Genomic DNA, 18847 nt, shown 5'->3' on the forward strand with positions numbered 1-18847 from the left:
GGTCAGCCTACGTCGCGCCCCGGACGTTCCTCCCGGGTCAACCGCCGGTCGGCGCGGTGATCCTGCCCTGCCCGTCGAGCCGGGCCCCGCTGCGGGGGAAGTCGGTACGGCTCAGCTCGGCGACGAGCCCCCGGCCCCGGTCGTCCGGGTCCATCGTCGGCTTGCCGGCCGAGTTCATGTACGTCGAGGTGAACGAGCCGCCGCTCCAGCTTCCGTCGGGCTTGAGCGACACCTTCAGCACACCTCCCCAGCCGAGCCGGCCGGCGTTGCTCAGCGAGTTGCCGCCGCCGGCGAAGTTGCCCAGGCTGTACGCGATCAGCCGCCCCTTGTAGAACTCCATGCCGCGCAGCACGTGCGGCCCGTGCCCGACGATCAGGTCCGCGCCCGCGTCGATCATGGCGTGGGAGAACTTGACCGGATCGCCCCGGTTCTCGCCCAGGAACAGCTCGGTGCCCGGCTTCACCCGGGTCTTGTCCGCTCCCTCGCCACCCATGTGCACCTGCACCACGACCAGATCGGCGAGGGTGGCCGCCTTCGCGACCACCGTCTTGGCCTTGGCGATGTCCACCAGGCTGTTGGACCAGACGTACGAGGAGAAGCCGGCCACGGCGACCTTGACGCCCTTGACGTCGACCACGGTGATCTCGTCCGGCGCGCCGGTGTGCTCCAGGTCGTACTTCTCCAGCGCCTTCTGCGTGTTCTGGTAGCCCTTCGGCCCGTAGTCGTAACCGTGATTGTTGGCCTGGTTGAGCACCCGGAACCCGGCGTCGCGCAGGTGCGCCGCGTACTCGGGCGGCGCACGGAACTGGAAGCAGCGGGTGGAGTTGGCCCCGCACTTGCCGGCGCCGGTGTCCACCGTCAGCGGCTCCTCCAGGTTGCCCATGACCAGGTCGGCCTTGAGCGCCCCGGTGACCGAGTCGAAGAATCCCTTCCCACCGGCGGCGGGCAACCGGCCGGGCGCGTTGCCCATGATGATGTCGCCGGTCGCGGAGAGCGAGATGGCGCCGCCCCCGCTGGCGGCCGTCGCGCCTCCGCTGGCCTTCGGGCCGGCCGTGTTCAGCGGCGCGCCCGTGCCACCGCCACCGGCGCCCGGCTGCCACACCGGGGCGTCCGCGCTGTCGGCGCAGCCGGCGACGAGCAGGGCGGCCAGGAGCGCCGCGAGGCCGACGGCGACGCGGCGGAACGGGCGGGACGCGGAAGGGGCGGTAGCGTACATCGCCCGCGACCCTACCGACCTCGGAACGCGCCGACGAGGGCCGATCGGTCGGAAGTTCAGCCGGGCAGCCGGTCTGACCAGGGCACGACCGGCCGTTCGCCGCCCGCGCGCACGGCGGCGTGGACGGCTCGGGCCAACGGGGCGCCCCACGTCGAGCGTGGCCCCCCGTACACGGCCTCCGGCCCGTCCACCGGGCAGAGCACGGTGACCGCGTCGGTGGGCGTGCCCGTCCCCGGCAGTCCCAGCTCTCCGATCGCCTGGGTCTTCGCCTCGGTGGCGGTGGCGACGGCGTTGACCAGCGCCGAGTCGGCGAGCCGGGCCGGCACGTACACCACGATGTTGACCGTGCCCACCCGCTGCGTGAGCGCTCCCGCGGCCGGCGCGGCGGCGGGCACCGGCGTACCGAGCCCGACGGTCGCCCACGCCCGCACCCCGGTGTCCGTCCGGGCCACCACCTCGGTCACGTCGACGCCGGTCAGCAGACCCACCCCGGGCCCGTCCAGGGCCAGGTCCGCGGCGAGCGCGGCCAGGTGGGCGGCGGGATCTTCCCGGTCGTACGACATGGGCACGGTCGCGTTCAGCACCCACCGCCGGACGCCGACGCCACCACCGAGCGGGCCGCTGCTGACCGCCCGCAGGGGCCCGTCGGCCCGCCAGACGAGCAGCGGTACGTTTCGCCCGTCCTCGACGCGGCTGGTCAGAATCGGGTCCCTCAGCACGTCGGGCAGGTTACGCCCACCGATCAAGATTCCAGGGGCGACCTCTGATTCGTGCTCACGTGCGCCTAGACTTGGCGGCGCGCGAGGGGATCAGCGGACGGCGGCCCCGGCCGACGGACGGCACGCGCAACCGGAGGTGCGCAATGGACGAGGTACTGGCCCGCAGCGGGATCTTCCAGGGTGTCGACCCGGAAGCTGCCGAGGCGCTCGCCAAGGAGATGGAGACGATCGAGGTCCGCAAGGGCGAGATCGTCTTCAATGAGGGCGAGCCCGGTGACAGCCTCTACATCCTGCTGTCCGGGAAGATCAAGGTCGGCCGCCGGGCGGCGGACGGCCGACAGAACCTGATCGCGGTGATGGGCCCGTCGGACATGGTCGGTGAGCTGTCGCTCTTCGACCCGGGCCCGCGTACGGCGACCGCCACCGCGGTGACCGACACCCGGCTGGTACGGCTGCGCAAGCAGGCGCTGCGGCCGTGGCTCAACAACCGCCCGGAGATCGCCGAGCAGCTGCTCCGGGTGCTCGCCCGACGGCTGCGCCGGACCAACGACTCGCTCGCCGACCTGATCTTCACGGACGTGCCGGGCCGGGTCGCGAAGAACCTGCTCCAGATGGCCGGCCGGTTCGGCACGCGCGACGGCGGCGTGCTGCGCGTGACCCACGACCTCACCCAGGAGGAGATCGCCCAGCTCGTCGGCGCCTCCCGGGAGACGGTCAACAAGGCGCTTGCCGACTTCGCCTCGCGCGGCTGGCTGCGGTTGGACGGCAAGAGCATCATCATCCTGGACCCGGAGCGTCTGGCTCGCCGCGCCCGCGTCTGAGACATCGGTACGTCCCCGCCTTCCGTCACCGACGGCAAGGCGGGGACGTATTTGTCTGCCCGGCGCAGAATCGCTGGTTCGGGACGGCTGGCGGGGTTAAGTGTGGGGGCATGCTGAACCGGGTCGCCGTGCTCTCCGACATCCATGGTGTGCTGCCCGCGCTGGAGGCGGTGCTGGCCGAGCCGGACGTCGCCGAGGCCGACCTCATCGTGTTGACCGGTGACATCGCGGCCGGTCCGCAGCCGGTCGAGGTGCTGGACGTGCTCGCCGGGCTCGGTGACCGGGCCTGCTGGGTGGGCGGTAACTGCGAACGTGAGCTGGTCGAGGCGCGTGCGGGCCGACCCGCCTCGATCGAGGTGTCGAACTGGGCCGCCGGCCAGCTTCGGGACGATCAGGTATCCCGGCTGGCCGCGCTGCCCGCGACCGTGACGCTGGAGATCGACGGCCTGGGCCCGACCCTGTTCTGCCACGCGACGCCCCGCGACGACGAGGAGATGGTGCTCGTCGACTCCCGGATGGAACGCTGGGCGGAGGTGTTCGCCGGCCTGCCGGCCGAGGTCTCCACGGTCGTCTGCGGTCACACCCACATGCCCTTCACTCGGTTGGTCGACCGACGGCTGGTCGTGAATCCGGGCAGCGTCGGCATGCCGTACGGGGGCGCGGGCGCGTGGTGGGCCCTGCTCGGGCCGGGCGTCCAGCTCCGCCGTACCGCCCTCGACGTGGATGCGGCCTGCGCCCGGGTGACGACGGAGTCGGGCTATCCGGACGCCGCCGCCTGGGCCGACGAGTACCTGCGCTCCCAACACAGCGACGCCGACGCGCTCGCCGTCTTCGGCCCCGGGGACGGCCGCTGAGGCACACGTCGGGGCAGCCCACGCATCGGGTCGAGTGGGCCGCCGGCACGCCCGAGTGACCCGGGGACGGATGTGAATGGCAGCGGTCGACGCTGTCACAGGTCAACGGGTTGCGGTCTGCTGACGGCAGGTCGGTCCTGACTCTCGTGCTGCTCCCCGTCGCGCAGCGACGCCACGACCGCCCGGGCGAGGTCGTGCTGGGTCAGCTCTGGCACCGTCACGTGTTGCTGGCGGTAGGCGAGCACCGCTATCTCACTGTCTGCCGGCAGCCAGATCACCGGGAGGTCGGGGCGGGCGCTGCGGGCAGCCATCATGATCTCGAGGCCGGTGTCGTCGTCGGGAGGCAGGACGAGCACCGCACGGCTGCGTTGCAGGGCTGCCTGAAGCAGGGTCTCACTCCACCTCGCGTCACCGATGACGACCTGGACGCCTTGCTGCCGGGCGGTCGACACGCCACGCGCGGTAGGTCGGGCGTCGACCGCGACGAGATCCTCACCGACGGCGTGCAGCTCCCGCATCACGTGTGTGCCCCGTTCGCCGAGGCCGACGAGGACGAGGTGCCCGCTGATGCGCGCTGGCGGTACGCCGGCCGCGGCCAGTGCGCGGCCGTGTTGCAGGGCGTCGCCGAGGTACACACCGGTCATCACGCTGCCCAGCACCGTGAGCACCGCGAGGCCGAGTTGGTAGGCCTGCGTGGCAGCGCTGGCGTCGAAATCGACGTCAACGCCGTAGAGCTGCATCATGAGCGTGTAAATGAAAGCGTCGCCGACGCTGACCTCCAACAGCACCCTGACCACCAGGGAATTCACCGCGGCGAGGACGAGCGCGACGACAGCGGCACGAGCGACGCGGGCTCGCAACTGGTCCCGGACAACCCGCCCTGCATAACGCGGTCGTACGGCGCGCAGGATTGTGGTCAGCCGACGGTGAGGTCGGGGTGCCACCATGGCCACCGTGGCCACGTAGGCATGCGCGGTCAGCGCGGCGGCCGAGAAACGCCGTACGCCCTCGCTGGCAGCGGGGTCGAGGTCGCGGCGCACCACAAGCCGTGCCCGAGGGTACGTGGCGCTGACGAGCATCTCGTCGCGGACGGCGGTCTCCCGGCGCAACAGCGCCACCGCGTCGACTGGTCCGCAGCGGGCGAGGGTCTCAGGATCGAGGCATGCGCTGACGAACACCGTGCTGCTCGGGAGCTCCTCGCTGGCGAAGAGATCCGACGCCCGCGGTGGAACGACAACCGTGACCAGCGCACCAGGTACGGCGAGAAGCTGTCGCGTCACTGCCTGGGCGAGCACGTCGTCGCCATGGACCAGGTAGCGAATTGGTCGATGCTCATCGGACATCCCTTAACGCTAAGTAGTCAGGTCAATACCGAAGCGCAGGTGCGCGGTGTGGCGAATGCTCGGACCGGCGCGTTTCAAACTGCCCCGTCGCCGCCACCCCCGGGTCGGTTCCAAAAAAAGTCAGTCTTGACTGTTTGTTTCGTGGGCAGCAGGCTTGTCGCGTGTCCCCCGCATCGACGCGTGTCCCCCAGCAGGAGCGCAGCCGCGCCACCCGGGCCCGGCTGCTGGAGGCGACTGTCGACTGCCTCGTCGAGCACGGCTGGTCCGGCACCACGACCACCGTCGTGGCCGCCCGGGCCGGCGTCTCACGGGGTGCCCAGTTGCACCACTACCCCACGAAGGCCGCGCTGGTCACGGCCGCCGTCGCGCACCTGGCCGAACGTCGCGCCGACGAGCTGCGCACCGAGGCCGAGGCGTTGCCGGCCGGCCCGCAGCGACTGGACCGGGTGATCGATCTGCTCGGGGTGGCCTTCACCGGGCCGCTCTTCGTCGCCGCGCTCGAACTGTGGGTGGCGGCCCGCACCGACCGCGAGCTTCGCGACGCTCTCGTGCCGTTGGAGGCGACGGTCGGCCGGGAGATGCACCGGCTCACCGTCGCGCTGCTCGGGGTCGACGAACGCCGACCTGGCGTCCGCGAGGCGGTGCAGGCCACCCTCGACCTGATGCGTGGGCTCGGGGTGGCCAACCTGCTCAGCGACGACTCGGCCCGCCGTACCGCCCTGCTCGTCACCTGGAAACGTCAGCTCGCCACCCTGCTCACGCCCTGACCCCGCCCACCGGGGCCCGCACCGACCGGAGGCACCATGGTCGACCTCAGTGACCTGCTCGCGGATCTGACCGACGAGTGCGCCGACCTGGACGCGCTGGTAGCGCCGCTGTCCGTGACCGACTGGGCCCGCCCGACCCCGGCGGCCGGCTGGACCATCGCGCACCAGATCGCCCACCTGGCCTGGACAGACCACGTGGCGCTGCTGGCCGCCACCGACGCCGACGCGTTCTACGCGACGGTGACCGGCGCTCCGGACGTGACCCGGCTGGTGGACGCCGGGGTCGACGAGTTCCTGGCACCCCCCGCCGACCTGCTGGCCCGCTGGCGGGCCGGCCGGGCCGCGCTCGTCGACGCACTCGCCGCCGTTCCGGCCGGCGAGAAACTGCCCTGGTACGGCACCCGGATGTCGGCCACCTCGATGGCGACCGCCCGGATGATGGAGACGTGGGCGCACGGTGAGGACGTGGCCGACGCCCTCGGTGTCGCCCGTCCGGCCACCGAGCGCCTCCGCCACGTGGCGCACCTCGGTGTGCGTACCCTCGCCCATGGTTTCGTCGCCCACGGCCGGGAGGCGCCGACGACGCCGGTCCGGGTCGAGCTGGCCGCGCCCGGCGGCGACACCTGGGCCTGGGGGCCGGCGGACGCCGCCGACCGGGTGACCGGTCCGGCCCGGGACTTCTGTCTCCTGGTCACCCAGCGCCGACACCGGGCGGATCTCGCCCTACGGCCCACCGGCCCGGTCGCCGACGAATGGCTCGACGTGGCCCAGGCCTTCGCCGGACCGCCGGGCGACGGCCGGACGCCAGCGAGCAGGGACGGGGTACGCCCGTGATCCGTATCGGCAACGCCTCCGGCTTCTACGGTGACCGGTTCACCGCCTGGCGGGAGATGCTCGACGGCGGCGAGCTGGACGTGCTGACCGGTGACTACCTGGCCGAGTTGACCATGCTGATCCTCGGTCGGGACCGGCTGCGCGACCCCGACCTCGGCTACGCGAAGACGTTCCTGCGCCAGGCGGAGGCGTGCCTCGGCACGGCCCTCGACCGGGGGGTACGGATCGTGACGAACGCCGGCGGGCTCAACCCGGCCGGCCTGGCCGCCGCCATCGAGGCGCTCGCCGGCCGCCTGGGCCTGACGGCGAAGGTCGGGTACGTCGAGGGCGACGCGCTCCAACGGGCCGACGCGCTCACCGCGAACGCGTACCTGGGCGCGTTCGGGATCGCCGCCTGTCTCGACGCCGGGGCCGACGTGGTGGTGACGGGCCGGGTCACCGACGCGTCGCTGGTGGTGGGCCCGGCCATCGCACGGTACGGGTGGAGTCGTGACGACCTCGACGAGCTGGCCGGGGCCACCGTCGCGGGGCACCTGGTCGAGTGCGGCGCACAGGTCACCGGCGGCAACTTCAGCTTCTTCACCGAGCTGCCCGACGGCGGACGCCGGCCCGGCTTCCCGATCGCCGAGGTGCACCCCGACGGCTCGGCCGTACTCACCAAGCATCCGGGCACCGGTGGCGCGGTCACCGTGGAGACGGTCACCGCCCAACTGTTGTACGAGGTCGGCGGGCCGGCGTACCTGGGGCCGGACGTGGTCACCCGGCTGGACACGGTGACCCTGCACCCCGACGGACCGGACCGGGTGCGCGTCACCGGCGTGCGGGGTACCCCGCCGCCGCCCACGCTCAAGGTGGGCGTCAACAACCTCGGCGGCTTCCGGAACTCGATGACGTTCGTCCTGTGCGGTCTCGACATCGAGGCGAAGGCGGCCCTGGTACGGGGGCAGATCACGGAGGCGGTCGGCAGTGACGGGCTGGAGTTCACCCTCGCCCGCACCGACCACCCTGACGCCGCCGACACCGAGGCGGCCAGCGCCCTGCTGCACGTACACCTGCGCAACAGTGACCGGACGCGGGCCGGGCGGGCCTTCTCGGCCGCCGCCGTGGAGCTGGCGCTGGCCTCGTACCCGGGTTGCACGCTGACCACCCTGCCGGGCGACGCCACCCCGTACGGCGTCTTCACCGCCGACACCGTGCCGCAGGACGCGGTCGCGCAGGTGGCGGTCCTGCCCGGCGGCGAGCGGGTGTCGATCGCCCCGCCGGTCCGCACGGCCCCGATCACCATGGACGAGACGACGTCGGGTGGCGACGCGGCGGTCACCGGACCGACCCGGCGCGGAGCGCTCGGTGAGCTGGTCGGCGCGCGCTCGGGCGACAAGGGCGGGGACGCCAACCTCGGCGTCTGGGCGCGCTCCGATGCCGGGTACGCGTGGCTGCGCGCCTGGTTGACCGTCGAGCGGCTGGCCGAGCTGCTGCCGGAGACGGCGGCACTCACCGTCCGGCGCTACGAGCTGCCGAACCTGCGGGCGGTGAACTTCGTGATCGAGGGCCTGCTCGGGGCCGGGGTGGCCGCGTCCACCCGGTTCGACCCGCAGGCCAAGGCGCTCGGTGAGCTGCTCCGCGCGCGGATCGTCGACCTGCCGGCGGAGGTCGCCCGATGAGCATCGTGGACACGCCGGAGCGTCGACAGCTCCGCGAGTTGACCCGGGCGTTCGTCACCCGGGAGGTGCTGCCGCACCTGGACGACTGGGAACGGGCCGGCGAGGTCCCCCGGGCCCTGCACGCCACGGCCGCGAAGCTGGGCCTGCTCGGCATCGGCTTTCCCGAGTCGGTCGGCGGCAGCGGCGGCGACCTGCTCGACTCCATCATCGTGACCGAGGAGCTGATCCGTTCCGGCGGGTCGTCCGGCCTGGTCGCGGCCCTGTTCACGCACGGCATCGCGCTGCCGCACATGGTCGCCGCCGCCGGTGCCCGCACCGGTGGATCGCTCGGCGGTCGACTCACCGGCGTCCCCTCCCCGGGTGACGACGGCCTGATCGAGCGGTACGTCCGACCCACCCTGGCCGGCACGATGATCGGCGCCCTGGCCATCACCGAGCCGGACGGCGGTTCGGACGTGGCCGGCATCCGCACGACCGCCCGCCGCGACGGCGACCACTACGTGGTGAACGGGTCGAAGACCTACATCACCAGCGGTCACCGGGCCGACTTCGTGACCACGGCGGTGTGCACGGATTTCCCGGGAAGCGGCAACCTGACCCTGCTCGTGATCGACAAGGGTTCGCCCGGGTTCACCGTGGGACGCCGGTTGGAGAAGTTGGGTTGGCACTGCTCGGACACCGCCGAGCTGTCGTTCGTGGACGTACGGGTGCCGGTGACCAACCGGATCGGCGCGGAGAACACCGGCTTCCTGGCGATCATGCAGCACTTCGCGGCCGAGCGGCTCTCGCTGGCCACGCAGGCGTACGCGACCGCGCAACGCTGTGTGGAGCTGGCGGTGCGCTGGTGCCGGGACCGGCAGACCTTTGGGCGTCCGCTGGTCGGCCGGCAGGTGGTCCGGCACCGGTTGGCCGAGATGCACACGCGGGCCGAGGCGGCCCGGTCGTACGTGCACGAGGTGGCCGCCCGGGTAGCTGCGGGCGAGCCGGTGGTGACCGAGGTGGCCATGGCGAAGAACGTGGCCGTGGCCGCCTGCGACCACGTCGTCGACCAGGCCCTGCAACTGCACGGTGGCTTCGGCTACCTGCGCGACGCCGAGGTGGAACGGCACTACCGCGACGCGCGGATCCTCGGCATCGGCGGCGGCACCACCGAGATCATGAACGAGATCATCGCGAAGGGCATGGGCCTATGAGCACCCTGGACAGCGCGATCGACCCGACGACGCCCGGGTACGCGGCGAACCGGGCGGCGTTGCTGGAGCGGCTGGCCGAGTTGGACGCCGCGCTCGACCAGGCGCGGGCGGGCGGCGGTGCGAAGTACGTGTCGCGGCACCACGCGCGCGGCAAGCTGCTGCCCCGGGAGCGGATCGAGCTGCTTGTCGACGCGGACAGCCCGTTCCTCGAACTGTCGCCGGTCGCCGCCTACGGCACGGACTTCCCGGTGGGGGCCAGCGTGGTCACCGGCATCGGCGTCGTCGAGGGCGTGGAGTGCCTGATCGTCGCCAACGACCCGACGGTACGCGGCGGCGCGGTCAATCCGTGGTCACTGGCGAAGACGCGGCGGGCCGGTGAGATCGCCCTGGCCAACCGGCTACCCATGGTCAACCTGGTCGAGTCGGCCGGGGCGGACCTGCCCACCCAGGCGGAGATCTTCATCCCCGGCGGTCGCGTGTTCCGTGACCTGACCCGCCTCTCGGCAGCGGGCATCCCCACGGTCAGCGTGGTCTTCGGCAACGCGACGGCCGGCGGCGCGTACGTGCCGGGGATGTCGGATCACGTGATCATGATTCGGGACCGGTCACAGGTCTACCTGGCCGGGCCGCCGCTGGTGAAGATGGCGACCGGCGAGATCACCGACGACGAGTCGCTGGGCGGCGCGGCGATGCACGCCGGCACGTCCGGGTTGGCCGACTACCTGGCCGAGGACGAGCGCGACGGCATCCGCCTGGCCCGTCAGTGCGTACGCCGGCTGAACTGGCGCAAGCGGGGTCCCGCGCCGCGTACGGCGGTGCCGCAGCCGCCGAAGTACGACCTGGAGGAGCTGCTGGGCATCGTCAGCTCCGATCTGAAGGTGCCGTTCGACCCGCGCGAGGTGCTGGCCCGCATCCTGGACGGCAGTGACTTCGACGAGTTCAAGCCGGCGTACGGGGACTCGCTGGTCACCGGCTGGGGCGAGCTGCACGGTTATCCGGTGGGCGTGCTGGCCAACGCGCGCGGGGTGCTGTTCAGCGCGGAGGCGCAGAAGGCGGCCCAGTTCATCCAGCTCGCCAACGCCTCCGACACCCCGTTGATCTTCCTGCAGAACACCACCGGCTACATGGTCGGCACCGAGTACGAGCAGCGCGGCATCATCAAGCACGGCGCATTGATGATCAATGCCGTGTCCAACTCGACGGTGCCGCACCTCACGGTGAACCTCGGGGCCTCGTACGGGGCCGGCAACTACGGCATGTGCGGCCGGGCGTACGAGCCGAGGTTCCTGTTCACCTGGCCGAACGCCAAGTCGGCGGTGATGGGCCCGGCGCAGCTCGCCGGGGTGCTGTCGATCGTGGCCCGGCAGGCTGCCGCCGCCCGTGGACGTGACTACGACGAGGAGTCCGACGCGGCGATGCGGATGATGGTCGAGCAGCAGATCGAGTCGCAGTCGGGTGCGCTGTTCCTCTCCGGCCGGCTCTACGACGACGGGGTGATCGACCCTCGGGACACCCGTACCGTCCTCGGCCTCTGTCTGTCGGCGATCCACAACGGACCGGTGCAGGGCGCCGACGGCTTCGGCGTCTTCCGGCATTGAGAGGCTGACATGATTCGCAGACTGCTCGTGGCCAACCGGGGCGAGATCGCCCGCCGGGTCTTCGCCACCTGCCGGGCGATGGGCGTGCAGACCGTCGCCGTGCACTCGGACGCGGACGCCGACGCGCCCTTCGTCGCCGAGGCCGACCAGGCGGTCCGGCTGCCGGGCGCCACGCCGGCCGAGACGTACCTGCGGGTGGATCTCATCCTGGACGCGGCGCGGCGCAGCGGCGCGGACGCCGTCCATCCGGGTTACGGGTTCCTCGCCGAGAACGCCGAGTTCGCGGCGGCGGTGACCGACGCGGGCCTGACCTGGGTCGGTCCGCCGGCCAAGGTCATCGCCGCGATGGGTGACAAGCTGGCGGCGAAGGCGCTGCTCGCCGATGCGGGCGTGCCGATGCTGCCGAGCTGGACCGACGCCGACCAGGTCACCGACTTCCCGGTGCTGGTGAAGGCGTCCGCCGGTGGCGGTGGCCGGGGCATGCGGATCGTCCGGGACGCCGCCGAGCTGGCCGAGGCCGTCGCCTCCGCACGCCGCGAGGCGGCTTCGGCGTTCGGTGACGGCACGGTCTTCATCGAGCGGTACGTCGAACGCGGCCGGCACGTCGAGGTGCAGATCCTCGGCGACACCCACGGGACCGTGCACGTGCTCGGCGTCCGGGAGTGCTCGATCCAGCGCCGGCACCAGAAGATCATCGAAGAGGCGCCCGGTCTCGTGCCAGCCGAGGTGCGGGAGCGTCTGCACGAGGCGGCCGAGACCGCCGGACGAGCTGTCGACTACGTGGGCGCGGGCACTGTCGAGTTCCTGCTGACGCCCGACGGGGCGTTCCACTTCCTCGAGATGAACACCCGACTCCAGGTGGAGCATCCGGTCACCGAACTGACCACTCCGGACGGGCTGGACCTGGTCCGGATGCAGGTGCTGGTGGCCGAGGGTGAGCCGCTGCCCGCGCGTCAGCACCGTGCCGCCACGCGTGGCCACGCGATCGAGGTGCGGCTCTGCGCCGAGGAGCCGGCGCGGGGTTGGCGGCCCGCCACCGGCACCCTGCACCGCTTTCACGTGCCGGGCGTGAACCGGGAGTTCGGCGGGATCCAGCCGGCGGGCCTGCGACTCGACTCCGGCGTGCTGGCCGGCTCGGTGGTGGGCGTGCACTACGACTCGCTGCTGGCCAAGGTGATCGCCGTGGCCCCGACCCGGTCCGAGGCCGTCCGCGCGCTCGCGGGCGCGCTGGCGCGGGCCGAGATCCACGGCGTCGCCACCAACCGGGACCTGCTGGTCCGGGTGCTGCGCAGCCCGGAGTTCGCGGCCGGCGAGATCGACACCGGCTTCCTGGACCGCCACCCGGAGGTCTTCGCGCCGCTGCTCCCCGCCGACCAGCTCCCGGTCACCGCGCTCGCCGCCGCGTTGGCCAACGCCGCACACCGCCGATCGACCGCGCCGGTGCTCGCCGGTCTCCCCTCCGGCTGGCGCAACGTGCCGGCCGTCGGACAGGTCACCCGGTTCACCGGTCCGGACGGCGAGATCGAGGTCCGCTACCGGCTGGACCGCACCGGCGGCCTGGTCGAGTGGTCCGCCGAACGCGACACCGACGAGCGCGCCGCCGGCCCGTCCACCGTCGAGCTGGTCGAGGCCACCGGAGACCGCGTGGTCCTCGACTTCGACGGGGTGCGGCGGTCGTACCGCGTACACCGGGTGGGGTCGGAGGTCTTCGTGGACGGCCCGGACGGGGCGGCGAGCCTGGCCGAGCTGCCGCGTCTGCCCCTGCCGACCGCGGAACTGGCCGCCGGGTCGCTGCTCGCGCCCCTGCCCGGCGCGGTGACCCGGGTGCACGTCGAGGTCGGCCAGCGCGTCGCGGCCGGCGACCTCCTGCTCACCCTCGAAGCGATGAAGCTGGAACATCCCGTGCTCGCCCCGACCGACGGCGTGGTCGCCGAGCTGCCGGTGTCCGCCGGCGGTCAGGTACGCACGGGCGCCGTGCTGGCCGTTATCGGAAAGGACCACTGATGACCTTCGACCTCACTTCCGAACAGGACCAGTTGCGCGACGCGGTACGGGCGCTCGGCCGCCGGTACGGGCACGGCTACTTCGTCGAGAAGGCGAAGGCCGGCGAGCACACCACCGAGCTGTGGGCCGAGGCGGGCCGGCTCGGCTACCTGGGGGTCAACATCCCCACCGAGTACGGCGGCGGGGGCGGCGGCATCACCGAGCTGGCCATCGTCTGCGAGGAGTTGGCGGCGGCCGGCTGCCCGCTGCTGCTGTTGGTGGTGTCCCCCGCCATCGCGGCCACCGTGATCGCCCGACACGGCACCGAGGATCAGCGCAAACGGCACCTGCCCGGTCTCGCCGACGGCTCGGCGAAGATCGTCTTCGCGATCACCGAGCCGGAGGCCGGATCCAACTTCCACCGCCTCGGCACGGTGGCCCGCCGAGACGGCGACGACTGGGTGCTCAACGGCCGCAAGTGCTACATCTCCGGGGTCGACGAGGCGGGTCACGTGCTCGTCGTCGCGAGGACGGAGGACTCCGCCACCGGCAAGCTCAAGCCCGCGCTCTTCATCGTGCCGACCGACGCGGCCGGGCTGACCCGGTCCAAGCTGGACATGGAGATCGTGTCTCCGGAGAACCAGTTCCTGCTCTACCTGGACGACGTGCGGGTGCCCGCCGAAGCGCTGGTCGGCGAGTCCCTCGACGCCGGGCTGCCGGCCCTGTTCAGTGGGCTCAACCCCGAGCGGATCACGGTGGCCGCGATGGGTGCCGGCACCGGCCGGTACGCCATCGAGCGCGCCAGCGAGTACACCGCCACCCGCAAGGTCTGGGGTGGCCGGAGCATCGGCTCGCACCAGGGGGTGTCGCATCCGCTGGCGCACGCGGCCGTGCAGGTGGAGCTGGCCCGCCTGATGATCCAGAAGGCGGCCACGCTGTACGACGCCGGCCGTGACCTGGAGGCCGGGGTAGCCGGCAACATGGCCAAGTACGCGGCCGGCGAGGCCGCCGCGCTCGCCGTGGACACCGCCGTGCAGGCCCTCGGCGGCGCCGGCATGACCACCGAGTACGGGGTGGCGACGCTGTTGGGCGCGGTGCGGGCGGGTCGGATAGCCCCGGTCAGCCGGGAGATGATCCTCAACTTCGTCGCCCAGCACGTCCTGGGTCAGGAGAAGTCCTACTGAGGCGAGGTGGTCAGGCCGGGGGCGCGGCAGGCGGCGTCGATGCGGTGCACCGGGCGGACGCGGCGGCCCAGCCCCTCCAGCAGCGAGTCCTCGACGTGGAAGTCATGGATGCGCAGCCGGTGCCGGGGCAACTCCTCCTCGCTCGGGCAGAGCACCTGCGCCCGGACGAGGCCGACGGGCACGTACCGGACCCCACCCCGTTCCTGCAGGATCACCATGTTGACGTCGTCGGTGGTCACCACGTGCCCTCGTACGTCCTCGGTCGGGCCGTTCTCGGCGCCCACGGTGGTGACGGTGAGCGGCAGGACCGGTGTGCTGATCACCGGCAGCGCGGCCCAGAGCAGCATGACCAGCACCGCCATCTCGGTCACCGACGCCAGCGGACGGATGACCACGCCGGGCAGCGGCCCGGCGATGAACAGCGCCAGCACCGGCGGGACCGTCAGCAGCGCCAGCACCAGCAGGTCACCCTCCGCGCCGGCGGCGCGCAGCGTGGGCACCATCAGCCACCCGTACCCGGCGAACAGCGCGATGATCGCCAGGAACCGGGGTACGACCCATTCGTGCAACCGCTCCGGCCGGAGCTGGAACGCGGCCGCGAACGCCGGCAGCAGCAGCGGCAGGTAGAGCAGCGGCCAGGTGAGTAGGGCGAGCAGAAAGCTGGCAAGCACGAACCAGGCCGGGGTGAGGTCCGCCCAGCGGGCGAAGAGTGGACGACGTCGGGTGCCGGGTGGCAGGCGCTCCACGCTCACCGCCAGCACCGCGCCGAGCGCGAAGACGGCGACCAGCCCGGTCGAGAGCAGTCGGGCCGCGGTGGTGAGGAAACCCGCGAGCAGGTTCACCGTCCCGACGTTGGCGACCAGCAACAGGGTGGTCTGCAGCTCGCCGCCCGCCTCCACGCCAAGCCGGAGCACCGAGAAGATCGCCGGCACGCCCACGACCGCGGTCCAGAACGACTGGCTGGCCCGCGCCCGCCGCTCCGCCGGGTCCCACCGCACCGGCACGGCGTCGGCGGCCTGCTCCGTCTCGACGGCGGATGCGGCGCGCGGACCGTCGTCGACGCCCCGATCGAGGTGATCCGTCGGTACGGACGCGCGTGGCGTCGGCACCGGGCCGTCGGCGCCCGCGTCACCCGTCGCCGTCCGCGCCGCGCTCACCGCCGGGGCGCCTTGTCGTCGAAGTCGACGAGCTTCGGTACCTCCAGCGGTTGCGGCTGACGCTTCTCGGCCTTCAGCCACGGACCCAGGGTCCGGTTGTACGCGGTCTGCCAGGGGCTCGCCTCCCCGTCGCGGCCCTGCTCATAGCTCTTCTGTAGGAAGAACGCGACCAGGTCACGCAGTGCCGGGTCGCCGATCGGCACGCCGATGCCCAACAGCTCGCTTGTGCCGAAGGGCAGGTCGACGATCTCGAACTCCTTCGGGTACGTGGCGAGGAAGCCCGCGAGGATCGTCTCGTCCGAGCTGACCGCGTCGTACCGGCCGGCCCGGATGCCGTCCACGCAGTCCCAGACGTCCTTCACCACCAACGCCTTGACCTGGCGCTTCTCCAACTCGACCTCGGTGGTCGAGCCACCGCTGGTGCAGATCTTGTACTTCGGGTTCCGCAGGTCCTCGATGGTGCGGATCTCGTCCTTGAGCCGGACCGGCACCAGTACCTCCTGGGTGGTGACGAAGTACGGTCCGGCGAAGCTGACCCACTTCTTGCGCTCCTCGGTGATCGAGAAGCTGGACACCACCAGGTCGACGGTGCCGCCCTGCAGGTACGGAATCCGGTCCTCGGTGGCCACCGACACGAACTCCAACTGCTGCTCACCCTGGTAGCCGAGGGAGGCGGCGATGTACCGGCCGATCTCGACGTCGAAGCCGATGTGCTGGCCGTTACGAAGGTCGCCCATCAGCGGCTCATTGGTGGCGACGCCGATACGCAGCTTGGACTGGCCGTAGATGTGCGACTCGCGCATCTTCTCCTGCACGGACGGCAGGTCGGGCTCCTTGCGGCTGTCGCATCCGGCAGCGGCGGCCAGGGTGAGGGTCAGGGCGACCGCCAGCGTCGTCGCGACCGAGCGGAGCCGGGACCGGGGCATGCGTACGTTCATGGGCGACCTCGCTGACGGACCAGCCTGCGGAACACCGAGAGTAGCGAGACGAGTCCACTGCGTACGCGTGCCGTTCGGTCAGGTTGCCCCAACCGTTCGATCGACGCCGATCGGCGTGGCGGATCGGCTATGCGGTTGACAGCGAGCCGGGTCACGACATGCTGGAAGGGTGAATCGACTCTCCAGGATCGATGCGCGGATGGTGGCGGCGGTCACGGCGCCGGGTGCCCTCGCGCTGCTGATCCTGCTGGTCGTCCTGCGCCGGCAGGATCTCGTCGGGGTCGTTCTCGCGCTGTTGTGCGTGCTGCTGGCGACGGTTGCCACGGTCGCCGTGTCGGCCGCCCGCCAGCGCGACGAACCGGAGCCGGTGGAACAGCCACACCCCGCCACCCCACCGGATCTGATGCCGTACGGCATCGACGCGGACACCCTCGACGCCCTGGACAGCCGGGACGCGTTGCGGGTGGTGCGGGAACGGGGACGGGCGCGCGGCGGGTTCAGCGACCGGTGAGAGTGGGGGCGGTGAGCGCGTCGACGCCCCGGCCGGCCAGGCAGCGGTAGACCCGGTCGATGTTGCCGTCGACGGGCGGTAACACCTCCAGGTGCCAGCCGGCCGGCTCGGTGATCTCGGTGGTCAGTCGGAACGTCGTGGCGCTGCACACCTGTCGTACCTGCTCGGCGGCGACCACCGCGTCGTGGTCCGCGCCCACCAGCGGCACCGGCAGGATGCCCTCGGCGTACGCCTCCCAGGTGTGCCGGCCGTCGCAGGGGACCCGCGCCGCCTCCGCGTGTTCGCCACGGATGCGCACCGGGCCGAAGCACTCCAGTTCGGGCAGACAGCGGGCGCCACTGGGCAGTGCGGTCGGCACGCCGGCACAACCGGGCAGTGGTCCGGTCGCCGGGGCCGCGACCCGGGTCACCGAGGGAGACGGGCTGGGCGACCCGTCACTGCTGGCGACCCAGGCGCCGGTGGTGGCCGAGGCGGCGAGCGCCAGCACACCGGCGCCGCCGAGGAACCAGCGTCGCCGCCAGCGCCGGCCGCCGGTTACGCCGGGGCGGGTCTCCTCGACCGGTGGACGGGGACCGGGCTGGCCCGTGCCGTACAGGCCGGACCTCGGCGAGCCACCGCCGATCGAGGCGCCGCCGCTGATGGGGGCGCCACTCACCGGGGCGGCCGGCCCGCCGAACGGCAGGGTGGCGAGCAGGTCGTGCAGTTCGAGGGCGGACGGCCGCTCGCCCGGATCGTTGGCCATGCCGAGCCGCAGCACGTCGATCAGCTCGTCCGGCACGCCGGGCAGGGCGGGGATCGGCTGGTTGAACATCTCCAGCACGGTCACCAGACTTGGGTTGCGCTCGGACTGCCAACGCGGCGGTCGGCCGTGCATCACCGCGTAGAGGGTGGCGCAGAGCGCGTACACGTCGACGGCCGGCGATGGCGGGCTGTGGCTGAACATCTCCGGTGGCGCGTACGCCGGGGTGAGCACCTCCAGGGTGACCGAGGCGTCCCGGGCCTCGGCCAGCACGGCCAGCCCGAAGTCGGCAAGCACCGCCGAGTTGAAGTGCGAGTAGAGGATGTTCGCGGGCTTGACGTCCCGGTGCAGCACCCCGGCGCCGTGCGAGTGGGCCAACGCGTCGGCGATCTTGATGCCGAGGTCGCGGGCCTCCACCGGGCCGAGCGGCGAGTTGCGCATCCGCTCGGCGTACGACCCGTCGCAGAGTTCCATGATCAGGTACGGGTGCTGGTCGACGGTGACGCCGACGTCGAAGAGGTCCACGACGTGCGGGTGCGACGACATCCGTCCGGCCGCCCGCGCCTCGCGCAAGAAACGGGCCTGGTCGCGTTCGCTGTCCAGCGTGCGATTCTCGACCTTGACGGCGACCTCGCGGTCGACGGAGATCTGGGTGGCCTGGTAGACGGTGGCGTAACCACCTCGGGCAAAGACCCGCAAATCAGTCAGACCGGGCACGATCGGCACCGGCAGGCCGCCGGTCGGGGTGTCGGTCACCGCTCGAAAATACCCAACCCTGCCGGTGGCTCAGCGCGCCGCGTCCGCCGAAGCGGCCGGCGCTGGAGCGGCAGAGGCGAGCGGCGCGCCCCGGCGAGCGTCCACCCGCAGGCCGACCGCGGTGGCGACCGCACCGAGCCCTTCCCACGCGGCCACGCCGAAGAACCTGTCGGGAGCGATGTCGGCCAGCACGGCGATGGTGAACACCGTGAAGGTGACCAACCGGAACACCACCGTGAACCGGTAGAACGACCGCCACTCGGTGACCGTCGCGAGCAGGTAGTAGACGCCCATGTTGAACGAGGCCATCGAGGACGCCAGCAGGAAGGTGCCGGTGTAGTCGCCGGCGGAACGGGTCGCCGGCACCTCGAAGCCGAGCATGCGCAGCTGCGCCTCCGGCCAGAGCAGTCCGACGGCGCCCATCACGAGCGCCAGGACGCCGAAGACCGCGATGGTCCAGCCGGCGACGGAACGCGGCAGCTTCATGGTGGGCCTCCCCCAGGCACGGCGACGGTCACCACTGTGGAGCACCGCGCGGTGGTGACACGCTAGCCGCTCCCCGGTACAACCACA

The 18847-nt window shown here is 72.1% G+C and carries 17 protein-coding genes; 10 read left to right on the forward strand and 7 right to left on the reverse strand.

Going from position 1 to position 18847, the window contains the following annotated elements:
• Nucleotides 1–37: 37 nt before the first annotated feature.
• Together ABZ272_RS25900 and ABZ272_RS25905 are read right to left on the reverse strand one after the other, a co-directional pair.
• Nucleotides 38–1216 (reverse strand): CapA family protein, encoded by a 1179-nt coding sequence (locus ABZ272_RS25900; RefSeq protein WP_355052515.1) that lies wholly within the window; start codon nt 1214–1216, stop codon nt 38–40.
• A 56-nt stretch (nt 1217–1272) separates the two neighbouring features.
• Complete coding sequence (locus ABZ272_RS25905; RefSeq protein ID WP_355052516.1) at nt 1273–1935, reverse strand: adenosylcobinamide amidohydrolase; 663 nt, start codon at nt 1933–1935, stop codon at nt 1273–1275.
• 143 nt (nt 1936–2078) lie between these two features.
• Between ABZ272_RS25905 and ABZ272_RS25910 the strand changes: the two genes are divergently transcribed.
• Together ABZ272_RS25910 and ABZ272_RS25915 are read left to right on the forward strand one after the other, a co-directional pair.
• A complete protein-coding gene (locus ABZ272_RS25910) occupies nt 2079–2756 on the forward strand; it encodes a Crp/Fnr family transcriptional regulator (protein WP_007466162.1) in 678 nt (225 codons plus the stop codon).
• 110 nt (nt 2757–2866) lie between these two features.
• Nucleotides 2867–3610 carry a metallophosphoesterase family protein gene (locus tag ABZ272_RS25915; protein WP_355052517.1) on the forward strand — a complete coding sequence of 248 codons (744 nt, stop codon included), beginning with the start codon at nt 2867–2869 and terminating at the stop codon, nt 3608–3610.
• Between the two features lie 95 nt (nt 3611–3705).
• On the opposite strand, the gene ABZ272_RS25920 is transcribed toward ABZ272_RS25915, so the two are convergent.
• Nucleotides 3706–4953, reverse strand: coding sequence for an NAD(P)-binding protein (locus ABZ272_RS25920; protein WP_355052518.1), 1248 nt, complete (start codon nt 4951–4953; stop codon nt 3706–3708).
• A gap of 161 nt (nt 4954–5114) precedes the next feature.
• On the opposite strand from ABZ272_RS25920, the gene ABZ272_RS25925 reads away from it, so the two are divergent.
• Genes ABZ272_RS25925 through ABZ272_RS25955 form a run of 7 tightly spaced genes read left to right on the forward strand, consistent with a single transcriptional unit; the run spans nt 5115 to nt 14173 of the window.
• The gene (locus ABZ272_RS25925) at nt 5115–5720 is read left to right on the forward strand and encodes a TetR/AcrR family transcriptional regulator (protein WP_355052519.1); all 606 of its coding nucleotides are present in this window, start codon (nt 5115–5117) and stop codon (nt 5718–5720) included.
• A 36-nt stretch (nt 5721–5756) separates the two neighbouring features.
• Nucleotides 5757–6554 (forward strand): TIGR03084 family metal-binding protein, encoded by a 798-nt coding sequence (locus ABZ272_RS25930; protein ID WP_355052520.1) that lies wholly within the window; start codon nt 5757–5759, stop codon nt 6552–6554.
• Nucleotides 6551–8215 (forward strand): acyclic terpene utilization AtuA family protein, encoded by a 1665-nt coding sequence (locus ABZ272_RS25935; protein ID WP_355052521.1) that lies wholly within the window; start codon nt 6551–6553, stop codon nt 8213–8215. The genes ABZ272_RS25930 and ABZ272_RS25935 overlap by 4 nt, the downstream gene beginning before the upstream one ends.
• The gene (locus ABZ272_RS25940; RefSeq protein WP_355052522.1) at nt 8212–9408 is read left to right on the forward strand and encodes an acyl-CoA dehydrogenase family protein; all 1197 of its coding nucleotides are present in this window, start codon (nt 8212–8214) and stop codon (nt 9406–9408) included. Before ABZ272_RS25935 ends, ABZ272_RS25940 begins: the two co-directional genes overlap by 4 nt.
• A complete protein-coding gene (locus tag ABZ272_RS25945) occupies nt 9405–11006 on the forward strand; it encodes a carboxyl transferase domain-containing protein (protein WP_355052523.1) in 1602 nt (533 codons plus the stop codon). Before ABZ272_RS25940 ends, ABZ272_RS25945 begins: the two co-directional genes overlap by 4 nt.
• A gap of 9 nt (nt 11007–11015) precedes the next feature.
• The gene (locus ABZ272_RS25950; protein WP_355052524.1) at nt 11016–13010 is read left to right on the forward strand and encodes a biotin carboxylase N-terminal domain-containing protein; all 1995 of its coding nucleotides are present in this window, start codon (nt 11016–11018) and stop codon (nt 13008–13010) included.
• Nucleotides 13010–14173 (forward strand): acyl-CoA dehydrogenase, encoded by a 1164-nt coding sequence (locus ABZ272_RS25955; RefSeq protein WP_355052525.1) that lies wholly within the window; start codon nt 13010–13012, stop codon nt 14171–14173. The genes ABZ272_RS25950 and ABZ272_RS25955 overlap by 1 nt, the downstream gene beginning before the upstream one ends.
• On the opposite strand, the gene ABZ272_RS25960 is transcribed toward ABZ272_RS25955, so the two are convergent.
• Both ABZ272_RS25960 and ABZ272_RS25965 read right to left on the reverse strand, forming a co-directional pair.
• On the reverse strand, nt 14167–15330 hold the full coding sequence (locus ABZ272_RS25960) for a hypothetical protein (RefSeq protein WP_355052526.1): 1164 nt from the start codon (nt 15328–15330) through the stop codon (nt 14167–14169). The two genes, ABZ272_RS25955 and ABZ272_RS25960, sit on opposite strands and share 7 nt — an antisense overlap.
• Entirely contained in the window at nt 15327–16268 is a 942-nt protein-coding gene (locus tag ABZ272_RS25965; RefSeq protein ID WP_355052527.1) for a transporter substrate-binding domain-containing protein, read from the reverse strand. The genes ABZ272_RS25960 and ABZ272_RS25965 overlap by 4 nt, the downstream gene beginning before the upstream one ends.
• Before the next feature lie 169 nt (nt 16269–16437).
• On the opposite strand from ABZ272_RS25965, the gene ABZ272_RS25970 reads away from it, so the two are divergent.
• Nucleotides 16438–16779 (forward strand): hypothetical protein, encoded by a 342-nt coding sequence (locus ABZ272_RS25970; RefSeq protein ID WP_355052528.1) that lies wholly within the window; start codon nt 16438–16440, stop codon nt 16777–16779.
• On the opposite strand, the gene ABZ272_RS25975 is transcribed toward ABZ272_RS25970, so the two are convergent.
• Nucleotides 16766–18274 carry a serine/threonine-protein kinase gene (locus tag ABZ272_RS25975; RefSeq protein ID WP_355052529.1) on the reverse strand — a complete coding sequence of 503 codons (1509 nt, stop codon included), beginning with the start codon at nt 18272–18274 and terminating at the stop codon, nt 16766–16768. The genes ABZ272_RS25970 and ABZ272_RS25975 overlap by 14 nt on opposite strands.
• 30 nt (nt 18275–18304) lie before the next feature.
• Nucleotides 18305–18760 carry a hypothetical protein gene (locus ABZ272_RS25980; protein WP_355052530.1) on the reverse strand — a complete coding sequence of 152 codons (456 nt, stop codon included), beginning with the start codon at nt 18758–18760 and terminating at the stop codon, nt 18305–18307.
• Nucleotides 18761–18847: the final 87 nt, after the last annotated feature.

Origin of the sequence: Micromonospora sp. NPDC005979, from assembly GCF_040614415.1 — a bacterium.
In the GTDB taxonomy this organism is placed as follows: domain Bacteria; phylum Actinomycetota; class Actinomycetes; order Mycobacteriales; family Micromonosporaceae; genus Micromonospora.

Bases quoted from the DNA above. Each gene is read 5' to 3' on its own strand.
- ABZ272_RS25965 (WP_355052527.1), bottom strand. From the start codon at position 16,268: ATGAACGTACGCATGCCCCGGTCCCGGCTCCGCTCGGTCGCGACGACG.
- ABZ272_RS25950 (WP_355052524.1), top strand. From the start codon at position 11,016: ATGATTCGCAGACTGCTCGTGGCCAACCGGGGCGAGATCGCCCGCCGG.
- ABZ272_RS25930 (WP_355052520.1), top strand. From the start codon at position 5,757: ATGGTCGACCTCAGTGACCTGCTCGCGGATCTGACCGACGAGTGCGCC.
- ABZ272_RS25915 (WP_355052517.1), top strand. From the start codon at position 2,867: ATGCTGAACCGGGTCGCCGTGCTCTCCGACATCCATGGTGTGCTGCCC.
- ABZ272_RS25900 (WP_355052515.1), bottom strand. From the start codon at position 1,216: ATGTACGCTACCGCCCCTTCCGCGTCCCGCCCGTTCCGCCGCGTCGCC.
- ABZ272_RS25940 (WP_355052522.1), top strand. From the start codon at position 8,212: ATGAGCATCGTGGACACGCCGGAGCGTCGACAGCTCCGCGAGTTGACC.
- ABZ272_RS25945 (WP_355052523.1), top strand. From the start codon at position 9,405: ATGAGCACCCTGGACAGCGCGATCGACCCGACGACGCCCGGGTACGCG.
- ABZ272_RS25920 (WP_355052518.1), bottom strand. From the start codon at position 4,953: ATGTCCGATGAGCATCGACCAATTCGCTACCTGGTCCATGGCGACGAC.
- ABZ272_RS25910 (WP_007466162.1), top strand. From the start codon at position 2,079: ATGGACGAGGTACTGGCCCGCAGCGGGATCTTCCAGGGTGTCGACCCG.
- ABZ272_RS25955 (WP_355052525.1), top strand. From the start codon at position 13,010: ATGACCTTCGACCTCACTTCCGAACAGGACCAGTTGCGCGACGCGGTA.
- ABZ272_RS25980 (WP_355052530.1), bottom strand. From the start codon at position 18,760: ATGAAGCTGCCGCGTTCCGTCGCCGGCTGGACCATCGCGGTCTTCGGC.